This is a genomic window from uncultured Cetobacterium sp., from assembly GCF_947072685.1.
Classification (GTDB): Bacteria; Fusobacteriota; Fusobacteriia; order Fusobacteriales; family Fusobacteriaceae; genus Cetobacterium_A.
In genome coordinates this window covers 38,810-57,569 of the sequence record NZ_CAMTIK010000010.1, presented here as the reverse complement: position 1 = coordinate 57,569, position 18,760 = coordinate 38,810, and the positions used below count along the sequence as shown (strand labels likewise).

The following is an 18,760-nucleotide window of genomic DNA, read 5'->3' as shown; positions in this document are numbered from 1 at the left end:
ACTACTTTTATAACTGCTTTTATTTACTTTCAGAGTCCTCTTTTTTATCCTCAACAATAGATTCGTCCTTTTGTTTTGGAGTTTCATCTTGATCCATAACATCATTTGGATGAGGATTTATATGGAACTCTCCTCTAGCTTTTGGATGTATAAAGAAGTGATGCTCAGGGGCATTCTCGGTTGTTATTCTAGTGGGTGCAATTCCAGAGGCATTTTTCTTATCTCTGAATTCATAAATTATAAATGGTAGTATTAAAACCACTATAAATCCTACTGTCAATATTGTTTCATACTCTCCTGTACTTCCACCAGGGATATTACTTGGTGGGAAAAATGAAATAACAAATGCAAAGACTGAAACTAAAAATCCAATTGCTCCAACCACACATTTTACAACTACTCCACCTGGAATTTGATACCCAGCTTGACTATCAGTAGATTTTCTTTTTAAAACTAATACTAAATAACCTATAAACATTAAGAAATATGTCATCAAATATATTACAACAGTCAAAGACATCGCTGTCATGAAGGACATATTGTTTCCTCCACCACCCAAAGTTAAAATAATTGCCCAAATTGTTACAATTATACCTTGGAACATTACTAATGGAACTGGAACATCATGCTTATTAACTTTTTTAAATACAGGTGGTAAGATTCCCCTTTGAGCTGCTACGTACATAGCTCTTGATGGTCCTACTATCCACGCACTTACCTCTGCTAGAACTCCTAATCCTATAAATGCAGCTATTATTCTAACTATCCAATCAAGTCCTGAACCATAGTGATTTATAAGTGTTGCAAAAGTTTGATTAACTCCTGCACTTAGATTTATCTCACTTGCTGGGATTACTGTAGCTATTGACAATCCTCCAGCAGAACTTATAACGATAGCTATTATAACTAACATAAGTATAGCGATAGGATATTGTTTTTTAGGGTTTGCCATCTCATTGGCATGGGAAGCCGAGGCTTCAACCCCCATATAACTCAAGATAAACGATACTAATATAACCAAGGAGTTTATATTCGTGAAGTCTGGAAAAAATGAATTCCAACTTACTTCCATATGAACCTTATTCCCTGCAACAACATAAGCTATCGCTAGAACTATAAGTATTATGGCAGGTATTACTATTCCGAATATAAATCCTACTCTTGCAATTTTTGCTGTATACTTAGTTCCACCAAGTTGAGAGAATGTCAACACCCAAAATACCAATAATATCGATACCAATTTTAGATGTGGATTCACATTCAATCCCGGCCAATCAAAAAGATATGACAAAGATCCGTTTATAAAATAAAGCATAGGAATATAACCTACTGTAATTTCAAAAAACTGATAAAATATGGCAGCAAATCCCCAACGCTCTCCCAATGATTCAGAAACCCATGTAAAAACTCCTCCAGTTTCCCATCCCGGAATTGTAGCCATCTCTGCAGCACAAAGCGCAACCGGAATAAACCAAAAGAAACCACCAAATAGTAAGAAAAATAGTAATGAAAAACCTGATGTTGCAAAACTCGGATACTCATAAACAGCCATAACCATTGAAGCAGTTATTGTAAAAAATCCAAATAGCGTCAACTGTTTGCTAGTATTACCTTCCATAATAAACCCTCCTCGTAAAATAATATTAAATATTTTCTTGAATTATTTTACACAATAAATTTCTCTGTTCCTTTAAATTATTATTTTTAATTAGTATTTTATTTAAATTTTGTCTCTCCATCTAAAGTACAAATAGCACCATATAAATCTGGTCTTCTATCTCTAAACAATCCCCAGAAAGCTCTGTAGTCATCAATCGCCTTCAAATCTAATTCAGATAATATATACCCTTCTGAATCCCTATCCATCTCCGATATTTTAGCCCCTGTATGATCAGCTATAAAAGATGAACCATAAAATTTAACTCCCACTTCATCCACATGCTCTTGACCAGTTCTATTGGCACAAACTAACGGAGTTAAATTCGCTCCCGCATGTCCTTGCATAACTCTTTGCCAGTGGTCTTTTGTATCCATTGTAGGATCACTTGGTTCCGATCCAATAGCTGTTGGATAGAACAATATCTCAGCACCCATTAATGCCATACATCTTGCTGATTCAGGAAACCACTGATCCCAGCATATAGCAACACCAATTTTAGCATATTTAGTGTTCCAAACTTTAAAACCTGTGTCCCCTATATTAAAATAAAATTTTTCTTGATATCCACTCACATCATGTGGGATATGACTTTTTCTATAAACGCCCAAAACCTCTCCGTCTGCATCTATAATTGCAATAGAGTTATATCTTGCCCCATGTTTTCTTTCATAAAAACTTATTGGTAAAACAACCTCTAACTCTTTAGCTACTCCTTTGAAATAGTTGACACTTCTATCCAGCTCCAACTCAGTCGCAAATTGCATATATTCAGCTTTTTCCTTAGCACAAAAATATACTCTTTCAAACAGCTCCGATACAAGTATAATCTTTGCTCCATCCGCTGCCGCTGCCCTAATATGTTTTTCTGCCTTCTGTATATTTTCATCCACGTTCCAACCCATACTCATCTGTACTGCTGCTACTTTAACTTTCATAATCTTTCCTCCGATTAATTTTAATTAAAAACTTTTTCCATATGGCATCTGTTGGGTTATGCAATGGACACATCCTCCACCAACTATTATTGGCATTCCATCAATAGCAACCACCTTTCTATCTGGATATGCTCTTTGGATTGTTTCTAAAGCTTTTCTATCTGTTTCTTGTGCATCTCCACCAAAAGTAGGGACTATTACCGCTCCTGTAACAGGCAAATAGTTTATATAGCTCAATGTTAGAAGTTGACCATTGTACTCCCTTATCGGTGGCTTTTCTATCTCTATTATCTCAAAAGGTAAACCACTTGATCTATCTTTAAACTCTTTTAATATTTTTAGATTTTCTTGAAATATCTCATAATCTGGATCATTTTTATCGTAGCAAGCTTGAATAATAATAACTCCAGGCTCTACAAAACAAGCTGTATTGTCAACATGCCCGTCGGTCAAATCTCCATACAAACCAGATTTAAGCCAAATAACCTGCTCTCCGCCAAGATACTCTTTCAATAGCTCGGTTACCTCTTCCTTTGTAAATTTTGAATTTCTACTCGCCGTAAGTATAGCTGATTCTGTGGTAAGAATTGTCCCTTGACCATCCGAATGAATCCCACCGCCCTCTAATGCTATAGGTGATTTGAATACAGGAATATCATATATAACTCCTAAATGATATGGAATCTTGTTGTCGTTATAGTGAGTCTGATATTTCTCTCCATAAGATGTAAATCTCCATTTCACAGCCGCTAACTCTTGATTGTCATCCAATAAAAATGTAGGTCCATTATCTCTAACCCACGAATCATCTGTTGGTAAACATAAAACTTCAACCTTTTCTGTACACATCTGCCTAACCTCTGATAACAGTTCTGCAGGAGCAATCATAACAACATCCTCATACTCCGCTATCACTTTAGCTACTTGTGCATACCCTTTTTTTGCCTCATCAATTCCATCAGGCCAAATTGAAGTTCTGCTACCCTTTCCATCTCTAGTTGGCCACTGCATAAAAGTTCGTCGTCTTTTTTCCCATTCACCTGGCATTCTATAGCCATACTCTCTAGGATTACCACTTTTAATCTCAAACATGTCTGCCTCCTTATTCTGTTTCAAAAGAATGATAATAATATTTTCCTCTACCATTATCATTTATTACTATTCTTTATTATTATATCTTTCCTTCTTTCAAATAAAAAAAAGGATTAGAAATTTCTAATCCTTTTTCAGTAAAAGTTATGCTAATTTGTTCATTTCATTCTGCCCTTCACTTTTTGTTTCCGTTGTTACTTCCCCATCTATTGGTTCTCCTTCAGTTCTAGCTACAATCAGAGTACAAATAGCATCCCCTGTTATATTTACAACAGTTCTAAACATATCTACAAATCTATCTATTCCCATAACTAAAGCCATTCCCTCTAGAGGCAATCCAACTTGTTGTAAAACCATCCCCAACATTATAACTCCTACTCCCGGAACACCTGCTGTTCCAATAGAAGCTAAGGTTGCTGTTAAAATAACTGTTGCAAAATCTCCCATACTTAGATTTACACCATATATTTGAGCTATAAATATTGTAGCTACACCCTGCATTATAGCCGTTCCATCCATGTTTATCGTACTTCCTAAAGGAAGAGTAAAAGATGACACTGTCTTTGATACGCCAAAATCCTTTTGAAGAGTTTCCATTGAAGCTGGAAGTGTAGCACTACTTGATGATGTTGAAAATGCGACCATCATTGGTCCCGAGAATTTTTTCAAGAACTTGATAGGACTATATTTTGCTACAAGAATCAATAAACTTTGATAAGTTATTAAATAATGTAGCAATAGAACTACAACCACAGCCACAAAATATTTCAGTAGTGGAAGCATAGCTACATATCCCAGTGTTGCAAATGTTTTTCCAATAAGTCCAAATACACCTAGAGGAGCAAGTTTCATAATGATTTCAACAACTTTTAATATTATGTTATTTAATTCCTCCATTCCTTTTCTGACAGTGGATACTTTATCACCTAAAATAGCCATCGCCACTCCACATAAAATTGCAAAGACAATTATCTGCAACATATCCCCTTTTGCCAAAGCTTCTATAGGATTTATAGGAATCATTCCCAACAATATATCTACAAATGGTTTACTTTGATTTACTGTAACCTCTCCAACAGCTATTTCAGATAGATTTACTCCTTTTCCCGGATTCAACAAAGACCCCACACCTAGTGCCAATGTTATTGCAACTGCTGTAGTTCCTAGATAAAATGCCACTGTCTTTATTCCAACTCTTCCTAACTTTTTAATATCCTCTATTCCTGCTGCTCCAACTGTTAGGGAACAGAATACAAGAGGTACAACGATCATTCTAATCGCTCTTATAAAACCTGTTCCTAAAAAATTAAACAGAAAATCTATCACATAATTTTTTACAAAAAAGGCCTCCCTAAATGGATGTAATGCCAATCCACTTACCACTCCTAGGATCAATGCTAGAAAAATTTTACTCGTTAAATTTACCTTTTTCATAAAAATCTCACTCCTTTTTAGTTTTTATTTTACGAGATAATTATATCTCCAAAATAAAAAAAAATCAAGAAAAAAGTAAAATATTTTTTCAAAAATAATATTTTTGAAAATTTAATTCCGTAAAAATTAAGATTTACCCTTATAATATTTTCTTATTTTATAGATTAGATACACCACTAAAATAGCTATTATTGAATATTTAAATCTCATTACATAGTAATTTATCAACTTTTCATTGCTTTCATAAAAATAACCTATGCCTTCTAAAGAAGCTACATAAATGGCTGAAGCCACCCCTGTAAATGTTAAAAATTTCCAAAAATCCATTTTCACTACACCCGGTGGGAATGAAATGTACTGTCTTATCACCGGTACAAATCTTCCAAAAAATACAATCATATCTCCTTTCTTTTTAAACAACTCCTCCATCTGATGAAATCTTTTCTCATCTAAAAACATATATTTCCCATATTTTATAAGCAGATCTCTTCCCAAAGTAATTCCTAAAAGATAGTTTAAACTTGCTCCACCCATACTTCCAACAGTTCCAGCAAATAAAACCAAAAAAGGATCCATCTTCCCTGCCGCAACCAAATACCCTGCCGGTAAAAGAGCTACTTCAGATGGAAAAGGTATAAAGGATGCCTCTAAAAACATCATTATAAAAATCCCAACATACCCTAAACTTAAAAAAAACTCTGCCAATCTATGAATTATCTCCTCCAAATTCATCCTCCTAAAAATTAATGTTATTATCTTTAAAGTTTTTACCAAATTTTTATCTTCTTCCTTTACAATAAATTTCAAGGAGTGTGAATTTATGAAATTTATAAAAAAACTGAGCTTTACTATTTCAAAACTATTAGTGGATAAAAAAAGAGATTTTAAAATTATTGGAAATAAAATTCTTATAAATGATTGTCAAAAGATTGGAAACTACCTATTTAAAACTCCAATGATAAAAGGATTAGCTCTAAAAGGATTCGAGGTTTACATCTTAGGAAGCAAATCCACTGTGGAGATGGGCAATGCAAACCCCTATATCAAAGAGGTCATCATAGATAACTGCTATAGAAAAAAATCTTCGGATATCTTTAGAAATATTAAAACTGCTTTAAAATATAGAGATTTTTTTGATTATTATATCGAATCCGTAGGGAGTATATATCTTAGAGAAACTCTTTTGATGAGACTTCTAAGACCTAAGAAAATTATTGGAATAGAAAGAAAAAATGGACAAGTTTTAAACCTTATAGATATTGTCATCAAAAAGCAGGAACACCTTAGAGAAAATGGAATAGAGATACTAAAATATTTTAAAATCTCTGAACCTAAATGTATCTATGACATCCATTTAAACCAAACAAATATATATAAAAATTTAATTAAAAAGAAAACTCTTGTTCTATACAATGGACTGGCTTCCACAAAATCAAGAAGTATCGATCCAAATAGAGAGAGTGAAATTTTGAATAAGCTTTCTCAAATCCCTTGGATAGAAGTTAGAAAAATAGAACATGAGAGTTCTGTCCTTAATCTCTGTGGGCTTATTAAAAAGGCTGATTTAGTAATCACTGTAGATACAGGGATTACGCATATCGCTTCAGCATTTGATATCCCTATTATTGTTCACAAAAGTAACCCCAATGTTTTTCCTAAGAGCTCCCTTGCTATTGAGCAAAATTTTTATGAAAAAGATTTAAATAAAACCGTAGAAGAGATGTTAGAATGTATCTATACTATTTCAGCTTAAGGAGTGATTGAAGTGAGCACAGATAAAAAATCTATTCTTATCATAGAGGATGATCCAAAAATTAGACGATATTTAGAGCTGGAATTAATCCATGAAGGATACCATGTAGAGCTAGCTTCCAACGGAAAGATAGGGTTGAATAAATTCAGAGAAAACTCTTATTCTTTGATACTTTTAGATTTAATGATGCCTGAAATCAGCGGAGAGGAAGTTTGTAAAACAATAAGAAGCGAATCCAATATCCCCATTTTAATTTTAACTGCTAAAGATGAAACCTTTAGTAAGATTGAACTTTTAGATTTAGGAGCCGATGACTATATTACAAAACCCTTTGTTATTGGCGAACTTTTAGCTCGAATGAGAGTTATTTTTAGAAATAAAACTGTTTTTTACGACAAGAAAATAATTAAATTTGAAGAGTTAGCCCTCAATCTCAATTCAAAAGAGGTTTTTCTAAATGATAGCCCAGTACAGTTAACAAAAACAGAATACAACCTTTTACACCACCTTCTGATAAACAAAGGGCTTGTTCTTTCAAGAGAACATATCCTAGAAAATGTTTGGGGTCATGATTATTTCGGAGATGGAAAAATTGTAGATATGTATATCAAAGCTCTTAGGAAAAAATTGGACCCTGAAAACAGATATATAAAAACTGTTCGGGGATTTGGTTACACTCTAAAGAAGGAGGAAAATAGTTGAGAACTCTATCCGGTACATTAAAAAAAAGTTATGTTCAACTCATCGTTCTTTTTACACTCCTTTTTGTGCTCTCTTTAGCGGTAACTGGAAAGTATTTAATAAACACTTCCAAACTTCACCTGAGGAATGCAATGGGCTTTTTAGACTATGAAATTGGAGATGAACCCGGTTCTGTCACTATGAAAATTTTTACTGATAATTTGGTAAATGAGGAGTTCAAAGCTGAAAACCCTACTTTAAACGACTTAAAAGTGATTATTAAATTTGGAGATAATATTTATTCTGAAAATCATAACAAAAAAATATTGGAAGTTGCTCAAGATAATAAAGTAGAGAATTTTAATTTTTATGAATATCTCATCCTTTCCAACAACGTGAAAAATAAGGATGGTGATATCTATAATGTCATGCTGGTTAAAGATTTAAAACCTGAAAAAAAATTCTTTTTTAATATTGTTAAAATTTTTATGGGTGGACTAATATTTTTCATTGTTATCTCTGCAATTATAATAGAACAGCTACTAAAAAAAATAAATAAACAGCTTATAACCTTGGAGAACCTCAATTCCAATATCACTCTTGAAAATTTAGAGATTCTAAAGCCAGTGAATCAATTCAAAGAATTTGACAATATCTGGGGGTCATATGAAAGGATGCTAAAACGATTAGACGAACAAAATAAAAAACAGATTGAATTTGTTCACAACGCTTCCCACGAACTAAAAACACCTATTTTTATAATCGGGGGTTATATCGATATGATAAAACGTTGGGGGCAAAAGGATACTGACATTCTAAACGAGGCTTTGACATCAATAGAGGAAGAAACTAAAGATATGGGAAATCTTATCGAGAAACTTCTTTTCATAGCTAAAGAGGGAGATATTAAATCCGGTAAAAGTGAGATAGAACTTTCTGAAATCATCGTTTCGGCAACCTCTTCTCTAAAAATGATCTATCCTAAATCTATTGTTAATTTTGAACCCAACTATACTATTATTGAATCCGATGAAGGGCTAGTTAAGCTTTTAATTAAAAATATATTAGAAAACGCCATCAAATATGGTGATAACAAACCTATAGATATATCTTTAAATTCAACTAACTCTCAAAATAGGGTCATTTTGACAATCGAAGACCACGGAGTTGGAATGTCTTCTGAAGAGTTAATCCATATTTATGATCGATTTTATAGAGCCAATAAATCCAGAAGTAAAGAAGTCTCTGGACATGGTTTAGGAATGACTATTGTAAGAAGGATATTAAATCTTATAGAGGCAGATATAACAATAGATAGTCAATTGAATCATGGAACTAAAATCTCAATATATTTCAAAATTTAAATATTCAAACAAAAAAAGTCTAAGTAAAATTTAGACTTTTTTTATTTTTTCAAAGATTTTTACTTTTTTTTTGAATAACAATGACAGAAGTATCAATCGAATTATTAGATTTGGAGGGAGATATGTTTTTTCAAAAATTAACGACCTATGATAGACACAGGGTTTTTAAAAATATGATTGGCCCCTATGTTGCGATACTCATAGCTCAGCATCTCAATTTGGAATACCCATATTCAGCTGCCACTATCTGTATTCTAAGTTTAGAAAGTACCCGTAAAGCGTCTTTTAGGAGCTCTTTAGAACGAGTTTTAGCCGCATCATTTGGTCTTTTTCTTTCTTCACTTATAATCAAACTCTCGGGTTTCAATCCTATATCTTTAGCTATTTTTACAGCTATTTTTATGCCCCTTTGCATCAGATTCAACCTCATGCAAGGCTTTTTTACCAATATAGTTTTAGCTACACATTTTTTACTTGATGAAAATATAAGCCTTATATTTGTGCTCGATCAATTTTATCTACTTCTTGTTGGAGTTCTTTGCGCTATTATCTCCAACCTATATATGCCTAGCCAAAACAATGAAATACTTTCAACTTTAGATGAGGTAGATACCATTATGAAAGATATTATTTTAGATTTTTCAAAAACTCTTAAGTACAAATCTGTATCTCTTGCACAAGATGAACTATTTGAATCTCTCAAATCAAAACTTCATGACTGCAAACTTTTAGTTGAAATGGAAAAAGATAATAAAATTTTTTATAAAAAATTGGCTATTGCTGAAAACTACTCCATTAAACACTCTGAATATCTAACCCTTTTAAAAATTCGAGAAAACTTTGACAAGTTCAGCAACAACAGTTCCAGTTCTCTTGAGCTTTCATCTATTCTTCGAGATCTTGCAACCCTCTCCTCCACGGAGTATACATATAATATGTTACTAAAAAGGATTAAAAGACTTGAAGTAAAATTTAAAAATGAATTTTCTAATCAAACATCTGATTTTGAAAATGATGCTTCACTTTTCCAAATAATTGAAAATATTAAAACTCTCATCGAACTAAAAAAAAGTAACATTCTATAGAATCTTTTATATTTTTTCTAAAAAAAGGAGATTTTTAATTGATATTGTAAAATCAAGATGATATTTAAGATAACTTTTACGAGGTGGTTATATGAATGATTTATCCAATAACAAGTTAGGTTTTTGGAGTATTTTTTTTCTTGGAATAAATTCAATTATAGGTTCTGGAATTTTTCTTTTACCCAATAAAGCTTATGCTGATGTTGGGGTTGCTAGTATTGTTGTTGTTTTAATCAACGCTCTTTTAGCTCTTTTTCTAGCTCTTTGCTTTGCTGAAACCTCCAGTATTTTCGATAAAAACGGTTCCTCTTTTGTCTATGCTAAGGAGGCATTTGGAAGTTTTATTGGATTTGAAATAGGTATGTTTGCTTGGTTTATAGGAATTGTTAGTTGGGCGGCTGAAATCCAAGGATTTTTAACAGCTTTAGGAGGTTTATATCCTAAATTTTCAGACCCTTATTACAACAAATTAGCGGTTGTTGGAATTGGAATAGTTTTAGGGCTCCTTAATTATTTGGGAGTGAAATTTTCTAAAATATTAAACAATGTGATTACAGTAAGTAAACTTGTTCCTCTTTTTCTTTTTATCCTAATTGGAATATTTTTTATTAATTTTTCAGATTTTACCCCTTTAATTCCCAAGATAGATCAAGGACTTGCAACTGGAAACTTAGGGGTTGCCACTTTAGTTATATTCTATGCCTTCACAGGATTTGATCTTTTGGCCGTAGCGGCTGAAGATATGGATAATCCAACTAAGAATCTACCAAAAGCTATCATAGCTGTCATGATATTTTGTTCCATCTTCTATCTTTTAATTATGGTTCTATGTATTGGTCTTCTGGGAGATAAGCTGGCGACCAGTTCTCTTCCTATTGCAGCCGCCACAGCTTCTGTTTTTGGAAATGCTGGTTTTTTATTCATAACTATTGCCACACTGATCTCTATTGGTGGAATCACTATCGCTCTTTCTTTTATTGCTCCTAGGTCTGTTCAAGCTCTTGCTGACAGCAACTACCTCCCAGCAATATTCAATAAAAAAGGACGATTTGGAACAGCTGGTTTTGCTATCCTCATAACAACTTCTATCGCTGTTTCTCTTGCTCTTTATGGAAACTTTATATTTCTTGCAGGTCTTACAGTTATAGCTCGTCTTATCGAGTTTATATCAACAGCTGGTTCAGTTCTAGTTTTTAGAAAAAGAAAGATGAGAGCACTGTATAGAATCCCACTGGGACCAATAATTCCTGTGACAGCGATTGTTTTATCTATATGGTTACTCTATCAGTCATCTTTAGAAAAAATAATATTTATTCTTGTTGGACTTTTTGTTGGATATCTATTTTATATTTTTTATGCTAAAAAACAACTTAAAAAGGAGTGAGGGCTATCCCTCACTCCTTTTTACTGTTTATATTAAATAGCCTTTCAAATTTAAAGTCACTTTCTATAAAAATATCCACAACCTTAGGGTCAAAACTTACCCCTCTTTCAGCCTTAATAAGAGCTATCGCTTTTTCATGAGAAAATCCATCCTTATAGATTCTCTTTTGCCTCAAAGCGTCGTAGACATCCACAACAGAAACAATTCTAGCCTCCAAAGGTATCTTCTCACCTTTTAACCCCTTGGGATAACCTTTTCCATTCCACTTTTCATGATGATATCTCGCTATATTTTCAGCCATAACACTTATCTCTGATTTTTTTATAATTTCATAACCTATTTCAGAATGAACCTTTATCGCTTCAAACTCCTCTTCTGTCAGTTTCCCAGGTTTTTTCAAGATATTCCTATCTATACCTATCTTCCCAACATCATGTAAAGATGCGACCTTTCCAATCTCCTCACAAAATTTTTTACTACATCCTAGCTTATTGGCCAATAACTCAGAATAAAGATTCAACCTCTTTATATGGTTTCCTGTTTCCGTATCGTTATATTGATTGACAGCTTCTAAAGCCCCCACAAGAGACATCATGAGTTGCTCATATCTTTTTTTCTCTTTCAATCCTTTTTTTGCTCTATTCATCATAAACAAACTAAAAAAAAGCATCCCTAAAGAAGCAATAACCAGTTTTCGATAATCGTTCACCTCATAGTTATTTTGAAGCCAGTATATATTTTTACTCATATTTTCATTTAAAAAGCTCACTGATATATCGTTTATAGCTTCATATAACCCTTGATATTTTGGATTTACTGACATTGACAGACTATGTTTTTCATCAAGTATCCCCGCTATTTTTAAATCGTTGCTATAGTTCCCGTTATAGAGTTTATTGGATAGAATTTTATGATCTGAAATACCGTAGTCAACCTCTCCATTCGCAACCTTTTGCATAGCCTCATCCAAAGTTTTTACATATATAAAATTCTCTTCTGTTAAAAACTTTTTTAGACACTCCAAATAAAAGCTTCCTTTTACAACAGCAAATTTTTGTTTTTTAACCTCCAAAATATTTGTTATAAACCCATCTTTTTTTCTATTAAAAACAACAGGATTCAGTGTATAATATGGATTGCTATTCAACCTACTCTCTTTTAAGCCCAAGATTGTGGCTACAACAATCTCTGTATCCTCATAATTTTCAAAATTAGTATCAAATATTTTCTGGGTCTTTATCCCCAATATATCCTCTATGTCTTTTAAATAATCTGTTATTACGCCCTTTTCTTTTCCATTCTCTTTATAGTAGAGAGGATACATACTTTTTTCAGACGGAAACAATACGTTCACTTCTTTATTGTATAAGTCTGAGTACTTCTCACCGAATTTGTCTCTATAGTATTCAACTCTTGATAGACTTATCATCTCTTTCAATCTCTGCGATGAGATTCTTTCAAAACTCTTTTTTAATATATTGTATAGCTTCTCGTTGCTTTTGGGTACAGCGAGCGTTGTCACCATCTGATCTATTCTATTCAATGCAATTGTATTTAATCTTTCTGAAAATCCATACTGGTTATCTGATACAAAACCATCTATCTCACCTTTTTTGAGCATATTCAAACCATCTTCTCTGGTCTTTATATCTATTATCACAGTTTTTAAAAATCCATATCTCTCTTTAAACTGCCCATCTAAGTATGTTCCTTTTATAACCCCTACTCTTTTCTGATAAAAATTAGTTATATCCTCATACTCTCTATTTATAAAGTACATATCCGCTTTCAAATAAAAAAAAGTCGGAATAAAATAATATTTTTTTCTTCTTTGCTCATTCTCTACCAAATCCATTATAAGAATATCTTTCCCTTGCTCCATATCCAGTATCAAATTTGTATCCAGCTCTTTTACTATTAAGTCCAATCCCTGATTTTTATTGATGTCTTGAAATATTTTTGGATACAACCCCTTTGATACTCCATCCTTTTTGTAGAAGAAGAAACTATTTTCATTTTCAAGTAATACTACATTTTCACTAGCAAACAAACTTATTGTAACCAATAAGTACAATAGTACCTTTTTCATCTGTTTTTTTCTCCCTAATGTAAGTTTTTTTCATTATACTATAATTTTAATGAAAAAGTAATCATAAAAAGATTAATTTTAGTTCCACGCATTAAATTGACAAATTCCAAAAGATAATATATTATAAAGGCATAGAAACAATATTATTTTTCACAAAGAAAAAAGAAAATAGAATTTGTTTCCGTATGATTTGTAAGATGTACAAAAATAAACGAACTTAATTTTTAAAAAAAACATAAATTTTTAGGAGGTTTCCAAATGGCAGTTAAAGTAGCGATTAATGGATTCGGAAGAATTGGAAGATTAGCATTAAGATTAATGATCAACAACCCAGAGTTTGAAGTAGTAGCAATAAACGACTTAACAGATGCAAAAACTCTTGCACACCTTTTCAAATATGACTCAGCACAAGGAAGATTTGATGGAACTATAGAGGTTACAGAAGATGGTTTCTATGTTAATGGAAAAGAGATTAAAGTTTTAGCTGATAGAGATCCTAAGAATTTACCTTGGGCTGCTTTAAAAGTGGATATCGTTCTTGAGTGTACTGGATTCTTCACATCACAAGAGAAAGCTGGACTTCACTTAGAAGCTGGAGCTAAAAAAGTAGTTATCTCTGCACCTGCAACTGGAGATATCAAAACTGTTGTATTCAACGTTAACCAAAACATCTTAGATGGTTCTGAAACTGTTATCTCAGGAGCTTCTTGTACAACAAACTGTTTAGCACCTATGGCTAAAGTTTTAAATGATAACTTTACAATTGTAGAAGGATTAATGACTACAATTCATGCTTATACAAATGACCAAAACACACTTGATGGACCTCATGCTAAAGGAGATTTAAGAAGAGCTAGAGCTGCTGCTGCTAATATCGTTCCTAACACAACTGGAGCTGCAAAAGCAATCGGACTTGTAATCCCTGCATTAGCTGGAAAATTAGATGGATCTGCTCAAAGAGTACCAGTAATAACTGGATCATTAACTGAATTAGTAACTGTTTTAGATAAAAAAGTTACAGTTCAAGAGATCAATGCTGCAATGAAAGCTGCTGCTAACGAATCATTCGGATACACTGAAGAGGAATTAGTTTCTTCTGATATCATCGGAATAGAGTTCGGATCATTATTTGATGCTACTCAAACAAGAGTAATGACAGTTGGAGACAAGCAATTAGTTAAAACTGTATCTTGGTATGACAACGAGATGTCTTATACAGCTCAATTAATAAGAACATTAAAGTATTTCGTAGAGTTATCTAAGTAATTCTCGAATAAAACAGAATAAACAGAATAGCGGAACTCAATGGTTCCGCTATTTTTTTAAAAAAATATAACTTAACTATATATTTTATTCTTTTTGGAGGTTTATAAAATGGCAAAGAAAATAGTAACAGATTTAGATGTAGCTGGTAAAAAAGTTTTAATGAGAGTTGATTTCAACGTTCCTATGAAGGATGGAAAAATAACTGATGAAAATAGAATCGTAGCTGCTTTACCAACTATAAAATATGTTTTAGAAAATGGTGGAAAAGTAATCGCTTTCTCTCACTTGGGAAAAGTTAAAGAAGCTGCAGATTTAGAGAAGAGAAATATCGCTCCAGTTGCTGCAAGATTGTCAGAACTTTTAGGACAACCTGTAACTTTTGTTAACGCTACAAGAGGAGAGGAGTTAGAAAAGGCTGTTGCCAATCTAAAAGATGGAGAGATTCTAATGTTCCAAAACACTAGATTTGAGGATTTAGATGGAAAGAAAGAGTCTAAAAATGATCCTGAATTAGGAAAATACTGGGCTTCTTTAGGAGACCTTTTTGTTAATGATGCATTCGGAACTGCACATAGAGCTCATGCTTCAAATGTTGGAATCGCTGCTAATATTGGAGAAGGAAATACTGCTGCAGGATTTTTAATGGAAAAAGAGATTAAATTTATCGGTGGAGCTGTGGATGCACCTGAAAGACCTCTTGTTGCTATCCTAGGTGGAGCTAAAGTTTCTGATAAAATTGGAGTTATTGAAAACCTACTTGTTAAGGCTGATAAAATTTTAATTGGTGGAGCTATGATGTTCACATTCTTTAAAGCTTTAGGAAAAAATACTGGAACTTCTCTTGTTGAAGAGGATAAGGTTGAGCTTGCGAAATCTCTTCTTGAAAAAGCTGAAGGAAAAATCATTTTACCTATCGATACAGTTATCTGTAAAGAGTTCTCAAACGATGCACCTCATTCAGTTGTATCTGTAGATGAAATCCCTAATGATGAGATGGGATTAGATGTTGGACCTGCTACTGTAAAGTTATTTACTGAGCAATTGGTTGGAGCTAAGACTGTTGTATGGAATGGACCTATGGGTGTATTTGAAATGTCTAACTATGCTAAAGGAACTATCGGAGTTTGTGAAGCTATCGCTAACTTAGAGAATGCTACAACTATTATCGGTGGAGGAGATTCTGCTGCTGCTGCTATCTCTTTAGGATTTGCTGACAAATTCTCTCATATCTCTACTGGTGGAGGAGCTTCTCTTGAGTATTTAGAAGGAAAAAAATTACCAGGTGTTGAATCTATATCTAACAACTAATATCTAGAATTAAGACTACCACATTAATAACTAGAATATAGTTTAAAATAAAAGGAGTTATCAGTAAACGATAACTCCTTTTTTATACAAAAAATTAAAAGAACTCCGGGGGGGTGGAGTTCTTTTGGAATTTATTATTTCTCGTAATATATATTTAGGGGGAATATATTAGAGAAAAGGATTTGTACATATAGAATATCATTTTTTGTATAGCGTGTATATATACTTTTTTCGATTCTTTTACCTTTATAAAAAACACATTAAAGTTTTTCGTCTTTAATTAGTCTTTTACCCAAAGCATAATTTATAAAACATTTTTGAACCTCTCTTATGCTAAATGTATTCACTCTTCTCAAGTTTCCACCACTAAATGTCTCTGTATCCGAGATAATCATATCGTAAGATTCAAGTTCTTTTCTATTTTTAAATCTAAAATATAAAAAAGACTCCATTTGAAACTCTATCTCTGGATAAAACTCCTTTATACACCTTATAACTCTATTTGAGTACTCATCATTTGCATTCTTAGACACACCTAAAACTTTAAATCCACTTTTGAACTCCTCTGTCAAAAAGAAATTGGTAACACATCCTGCCAGTCTCATAATATCAGAGTATATCATATTTATACCTAACTCTTTTAAAATTTTTTCAATCGTCTCTATCATCTGTAAGCATTTTTCAGATAGAGGTCTTTTTCTAACCCATAAAACCCCATACCTGTTATTTAAAAATGATATTGTGTAACAAGATTTTAAATACTCTCTCAATATCTCTTTATTTTTGCCTTCGATATGCAATCTAATTGAAACTTTCTCATGAAATTTTTCATATGAGTCTGAAATCTCTCTATCAAACTTCATCAAATATTTCACCTGTAAAAAAACTATAGCTAAGAATTCCTGTATCTCTTTTCCTGGATTTTCACCTATCTCCAGTTTTACGGTCTCTAAAATATTTTTAAAATCCTCTTCTTGATCTAAACTCTCAATGTTATACTCAATCCTATTTTTTTTAAAACTATCTATTATCGCCATAGAATATATTGCATAGAAAGAGAATATAGATTTTCTTATCCCTAATTTTTCTATAAGTTTTGTGTAGGTATTCAGATATAAAATCTCGTCCAATACGTTAATTTCAAGCAATAACTCTTTTCTTTGTCTGGATAAAAAATCTCTGTCCACAAAAAGCTTCATCATTCTTTCACACAGAATATATCTTATTTTTAAATTGTCTTCCTCTTTTAAAAATATCCCCTTTGAGTTTTTAGATTCTAAAAAAATCTCTTGTTCCTGTAAATACTCCCTAACTTTTTTAAAATCTTTTATGGCTGTTGTCCTTGATACCCCCATCTGTTGTCTCTCTTTTTCTAAATTTATATATCCATTCAATAAAAGTCTTATACAATAAATGTCTTGTCTCTCTTTAGAAGATAAAATATCCAGCTTAGAAAAAAAATCAGAAACATCCCCATTTAACTTTTTTACACTATAGATGTTGTTGCTTCTCTCAATCTCTCCTATGCCTTTTTCTTTTAAATATCCATTTAGTATCTGTATATTTCTATCTATCGAATTGACATCTAAATCTATATATTTAGCTATCTCATCCAAATGAATATCTCCATGTAGCACTATTTTTAGTAAAGTTATAAGTGTATGTGACATAAACTCCCCCCTTTTTTTAAATATAGCTTTTCATTATCTCAACTTTTCCTGAAATCGTCGTATCTAAATTTGCCGGAACAAAATATGTGTCCCCTTTAAGCACTCTATACTCTCTTCCTTTTGAAGTTATAACCCCTTCTCCATCCAAGATTGAATAGATTCTGAAATTTTTATAACTTCCATCTAAATACTCTCCATTCACAAGTATTCTATCTATCGAAAAATAATCTCCCCTAATTAACTCTTCAATTGTTGCACCTTCAACACTTTTTTTCTCTCTATTTTCTTCGGAACTCACACATACATCTTTTCCAAACTCAATGACATCCATTGCCTTTTCTAAATGGAGCTCTCTTTTCACTCCATCCACTTCTCTATCAAAATCATATATTCTATATGTTGTGTCTGAATTCTGTTGAATTTCACATATCAATATTGATCCCTCTAAAGTTCCATGAACAACACCTGGCTTAACATCTATAAAATCTCCTTTTTTAACACTCACCTCATTGAATAAGTTAAAAAAATCTTTGTTTTTAACCTTTTGCTCATACATCTTTGCAGTTATCTCTTTTTTTAGTCCCAGTATAAGTTTGGCATCTTGGCTGGCTTCCATTACATACCAAACCTCACTTTTCCCAAACTCCTTTTCCACTCTCAAGGCATACTCATCACTCGGATGAACTTGAACTGATAACTTATCATTTATATCTAAATATTTTATTAAAAGAGGAAATTTTTCTCCATATTTTTTTACTATCTCTTCTCCTACAAGTTCCTCGTTGAACTTATTAAATAGCTCTTCCAAAGATTTCCCTGCCCATTCACCATTTTCAACGTAGGACATACCCGATGGATGACAGCTCACTTCCCAAGATTCACCATATAATTTATCTTTTGGAAGATCAAATCCTAAAGTGGTTTCAAAGCCTCTTCCACCCCATATTTTCTCAACTAAATTTTTTTTGAATTTTAATAAATACATTACTCCTCCTGTAGATTACAGAGAAAAAAATCTCCTCTTTTAAAATTTAAAATA

Annotated in this window: 15 protein-coding genes; 7 read left to right on the top strand and 8 right to left on the bottom strand. The window is 32.4% G+C overall.

Annotated elements, in window-relative coordinates; translation table 11 throughout:
- Positions 1 to 19: 19 nt before the first annotated feature.
- The 5 genes from gadC to Q0V67_RS05160 all read right to left on the bottom strand — a co-directional run bounded on the left by gadC (position 20) and on the right by Q0V67_RS05160 (position 5,847).
- Positions 20 to 1,618 carry a glutamate:gamma-aminobutyrate antiporter gene (gene gadC, locus Q0V67_RS05180; protein ID WP_297597706.1) on the bottom strand — a complete coding sequence of 533 codons (1,599 nt, stop codon included), beginning with the start codon at positions 1,616 to 1,618 and terminating at the stop codon, positions 20 to 22.
- 98 nt (positions 1,619 to 1,716) lie between these two features.
- Positions 1,717 to 2,595, bottom strand: a complete 879-nt coding sequence (aguB, locus tag Q0V67_RS05175; RefSeq protein WP_297597704.1) for an N-carbamoylputrescine amidase — start codon at positions 2,593 to 2,595, stop codon at positions 1,717 to 1,719.
- Between the two features lie 24 nt (positions 2,596 to 2,619).
- Positions 2,620 to 3,687, bottom strand: a complete 1,068-nt coding sequence (locus Q0V67_RS05170) for an agmatine/peptidylarginine deiminase (RefSeq protein WP_297597702.1) — start codon at positions 3,685 to 3,687, stop codon at positions 2,620 to 2,622.
- Between the two features lie 144 nt (positions 3,688 to 3,831).
- Positions 3,832 to 5,121, bottom strand: a complete 1,290-nt coding sequence (locus Q0V67_RS05165; protein ID WP_297597700.1) for a dicarboxylate/amino acid:cation symporter — start codon at positions 5,119 to 5,121, stop codon at positions 3,832 to 3,834.
- 126 nt (positions 5,122 to 5,247) lie between these two features.
- Positions 5,248 to 5,847, bottom strand: coding sequence for a DedA family protein (locus Q0V67_RS05160; RefSeq protein ID WP_297597698.1), 600 nt, complete (start codon positions 5,845 to 5,847; stop codon positions 5,248 to 5,250).
- A gap of 94 nt (positions 5,848 to 5,941) precedes the next feature.
- On the opposite strand from Q0V67_RS05160, the gene Q0V67_RS05155 reads away from it, so the two are divergent.
- The 5 genes from Q0V67_RS05155 to Q0V67_RS05135 all read left to right on the top strand — a co-directional run bounded on the left by Q0V67_RS05155 (position 5,942) and on the right by Q0V67_RS05135 (position 11,388).
- Positions 5,942 to 6,874: a glycosyltransferase family 9 protein gene (locus tag Q0V67_RS05155; RefSeq protein ID WP_297597696.1), complete on the top strand. Its 933-nt coding sequence runs from the start codon at positions 5,942 to 5,944 to the stop codon at positions 6,872 to 6,874.
- A 12-nt stretch (positions 6,875 to 6,886) separates the two neighbouring features.
- Positions 6,887 to 7,576, top strand: coding sequence for a response regulator transcription factor (locus Q0V67_RS05150; protein WP_297597694.1), 690 nt, complete (start codon positions 6,887 to 6,889; stop codon positions 7,574 to 7,576).
- Positions 7,573 to 8,919 (top strand): HAMP domain-containing sensor histidine kinase, encoded by a 1,347-nt coding sequence (locus tag Q0V67_RS05145; protein WP_297597693.1) that lies wholly within the window; start codon positions 7,573 to 7,575, stop codon positions 8,917 to 8,919. The genes Q0V67_RS05150 and Q0V67_RS05145 overlap by 4 nt, the downstream gene beginning before the upstream one ends.
- A gap of 122 nt (positions 8,920 to 9,041) precedes the next feature.
- A complete protein-coding gene (locus tag Q0V67_RS05140) occupies positions 9,042 to 10,004 on the top strand; it encodes an aromatic acid exporter family protein (RefSeq protein ID WP_297597691.1) in 963 nt (320 codons plus the stop codon).
- Positions 10,005 to 10,095: 91 nt separating this feature from the next.
- Positions 10,096 to 11,388, top strand: coding sequence for an APC family permease (locus Q0V67_RS05135; protein WP_297597689.1), 1,293 nt, complete (start codon positions 10,096 to 10,098; stop codon positions 11,386 to 11,388).
- Positions 11,389 to 11,398: 10 nt separating this feature from the next.
- Here Q0V67_RS05135 and Q0V67_RS05130 read toward each other — a convergent pair whose 3' ends face one another.
- Positions 11,399 to 13,477 (bottom strand): HD domain-containing phosphohydrolase, encoded by a 2,079-nt coding sequence (locus tag Q0V67_RS05130; RefSeq protein ID WP_297597687.1) that lies wholly within the window; start codon positions 13,475 to 13,477, stop codon positions 11,399 to 11,401.
- Between the two features lie 258 nt (positions 13,478 to 13,735).
- Here Q0V67_RS05130 and gap point away from each other — a divergent pair, with 258 nt between their 5' ends.
- Positions 13,736 to 14,743, top strand: coding sequence for a type I glyceraldehyde-3-phosphate dehydrogenase (gene gap / locus Q0V67_RS05125; protein WP_297597685.1), 1,008 nt, complete (start codon positions 13,736 to 13,738; stop codon positions 14,741 to 14,743).
- A 108-nt stretch (positions 14,744 to 14,851) separates the two neighbouring features.
- The gene (locus Q0V67_RS05120; protein WP_297597683.1) at positions 14,852 to 16,051 is read left to right on the top strand and encodes a phosphoglycerate kinase; all 1,200 of its coding nucleotides are present in this window, start codon (positions 14,852 to 14,854) and stop codon (positions 16,049 to 16,051) included.
- Positions 16,052 to 16,311: 260 nt separating this feature from the next.
- Here Q0V67_RS05120 and Q0V67_RS05115 read toward each other — a convergent pair whose 3' ends face one another.
- Positions 16,312 to 17,721: a hypothetical protein gene (locus Q0V67_RS05115; protein ID WP_297597682.1), complete on the bottom strand. Its 1,410-nt coding sequence runs from the start codon at positions 17,719 to 17,721 to the stop codon at positions 16,312 to 16,314.
- A 16-nt stretch (positions 17,722 to 17,737) separates the two neighbouring features.
- The gene (locus Q0V67_RS05110) at positions 17,738 to 18,706 is read right to left on the bottom strand and encodes a type I phosphomannose isomerase catalytic subunit (protein ID WP_297597680.1); all 969 of its coding nucleotides are present in this window, start codon (positions 18,704 to 18,706) and stop codon (positions 17,738 to 17,740) included.
- Positions 18,707 to 18,760: the final 54 nt, after the last annotated feature.

Excerpts from the sequence above, each read along its gene's own strand:
- Q0V67_RS05120 (WP_297597683.1), top strand. The coding sequence starts at position 14,852 with ATGGCAAAGAAAATAGTAACAGATTTAGATGTAGCTGGTAAAAAAGTT.
- Q0V67_RS05140 (WP_297597691.1), top strand. The coding sequence starts at position 9,042 with ATGTTTTTTCAAAAATTAACGACCTATGATAGACACAGGGTTTTTAAA.
- Q0V67_RS05110 (WP_297597680.1), bottom strand. The coding sequence starts at position 18,706 with ATGTATTTATTAAAATTCAAAAAAAATTTAGTTGAGAAAATATGGGGT.
- Q0V67_RS05155 (WP_297597696.1), top strand. The coding sequence starts at position 5,942 with ATGAAATTTATAAAAAAACTGAGCTTTACTATTTCAAAACTATTAGTG.
- aguB (WP_297597704.1), bottom strand. The coding sequence starts at position 2,595 with ATGAAAGTTAAAGTAGCAGCAGTACAGATGAGTATGGGTTGGAACGTG.
- Q0V67_RS05115 (WP_297597682.1), bottom strand. The coding sequence starts at position 17,721 with ATGTCACATACACTTATAACTTTACTAAAAATAGTGCTACATGGAGAT.
- Q0V67_RS05165 (WP_297597700.1), bottom strand. The coding sequence starts at position 5,121 with ATGAAAAAGGTAAATTTAACGAGTAAAATTTTTCTAGCATTGATCCTA.
- Q0V67_RS05135 (WP_297597689.1), top strand. The coding sequence starts at position 10,096 with ATGAATGATTTATCCAATAACAAGTTAGGTTTTTGGAGTATTTTTTTT.
- gadC (WP_297597706.1), bottom strand. The coding sequence starts at position 1,618 with ATGGAAGGTAATACTAGCAAACAGTTGACGCTATTTGGATTTTTTACA.
- gap (WP_297597685.1), top strand. The coding sequence starts at position 13,736 with ATGGCAGTTAAAGTAGCGATTAATGGATTCGGAAGAATTGGAAGATTA.
- Q0V67_RS05170 (WP_297597702.1), bottom strand. The coding sequence starts at position 3,687 with ATGTTTGAGATTAAAAGTGGTAATCCTAGAGAGTATGGCTATAGAATG.
- Q0V67_RS05130 (WP_297597687.1), bottom strand. The coding sequence starts at position 13,477 with ATGAAAAAGGTACTATTGTACTTATTGGTTACAATAAGTTTGTTTGCT.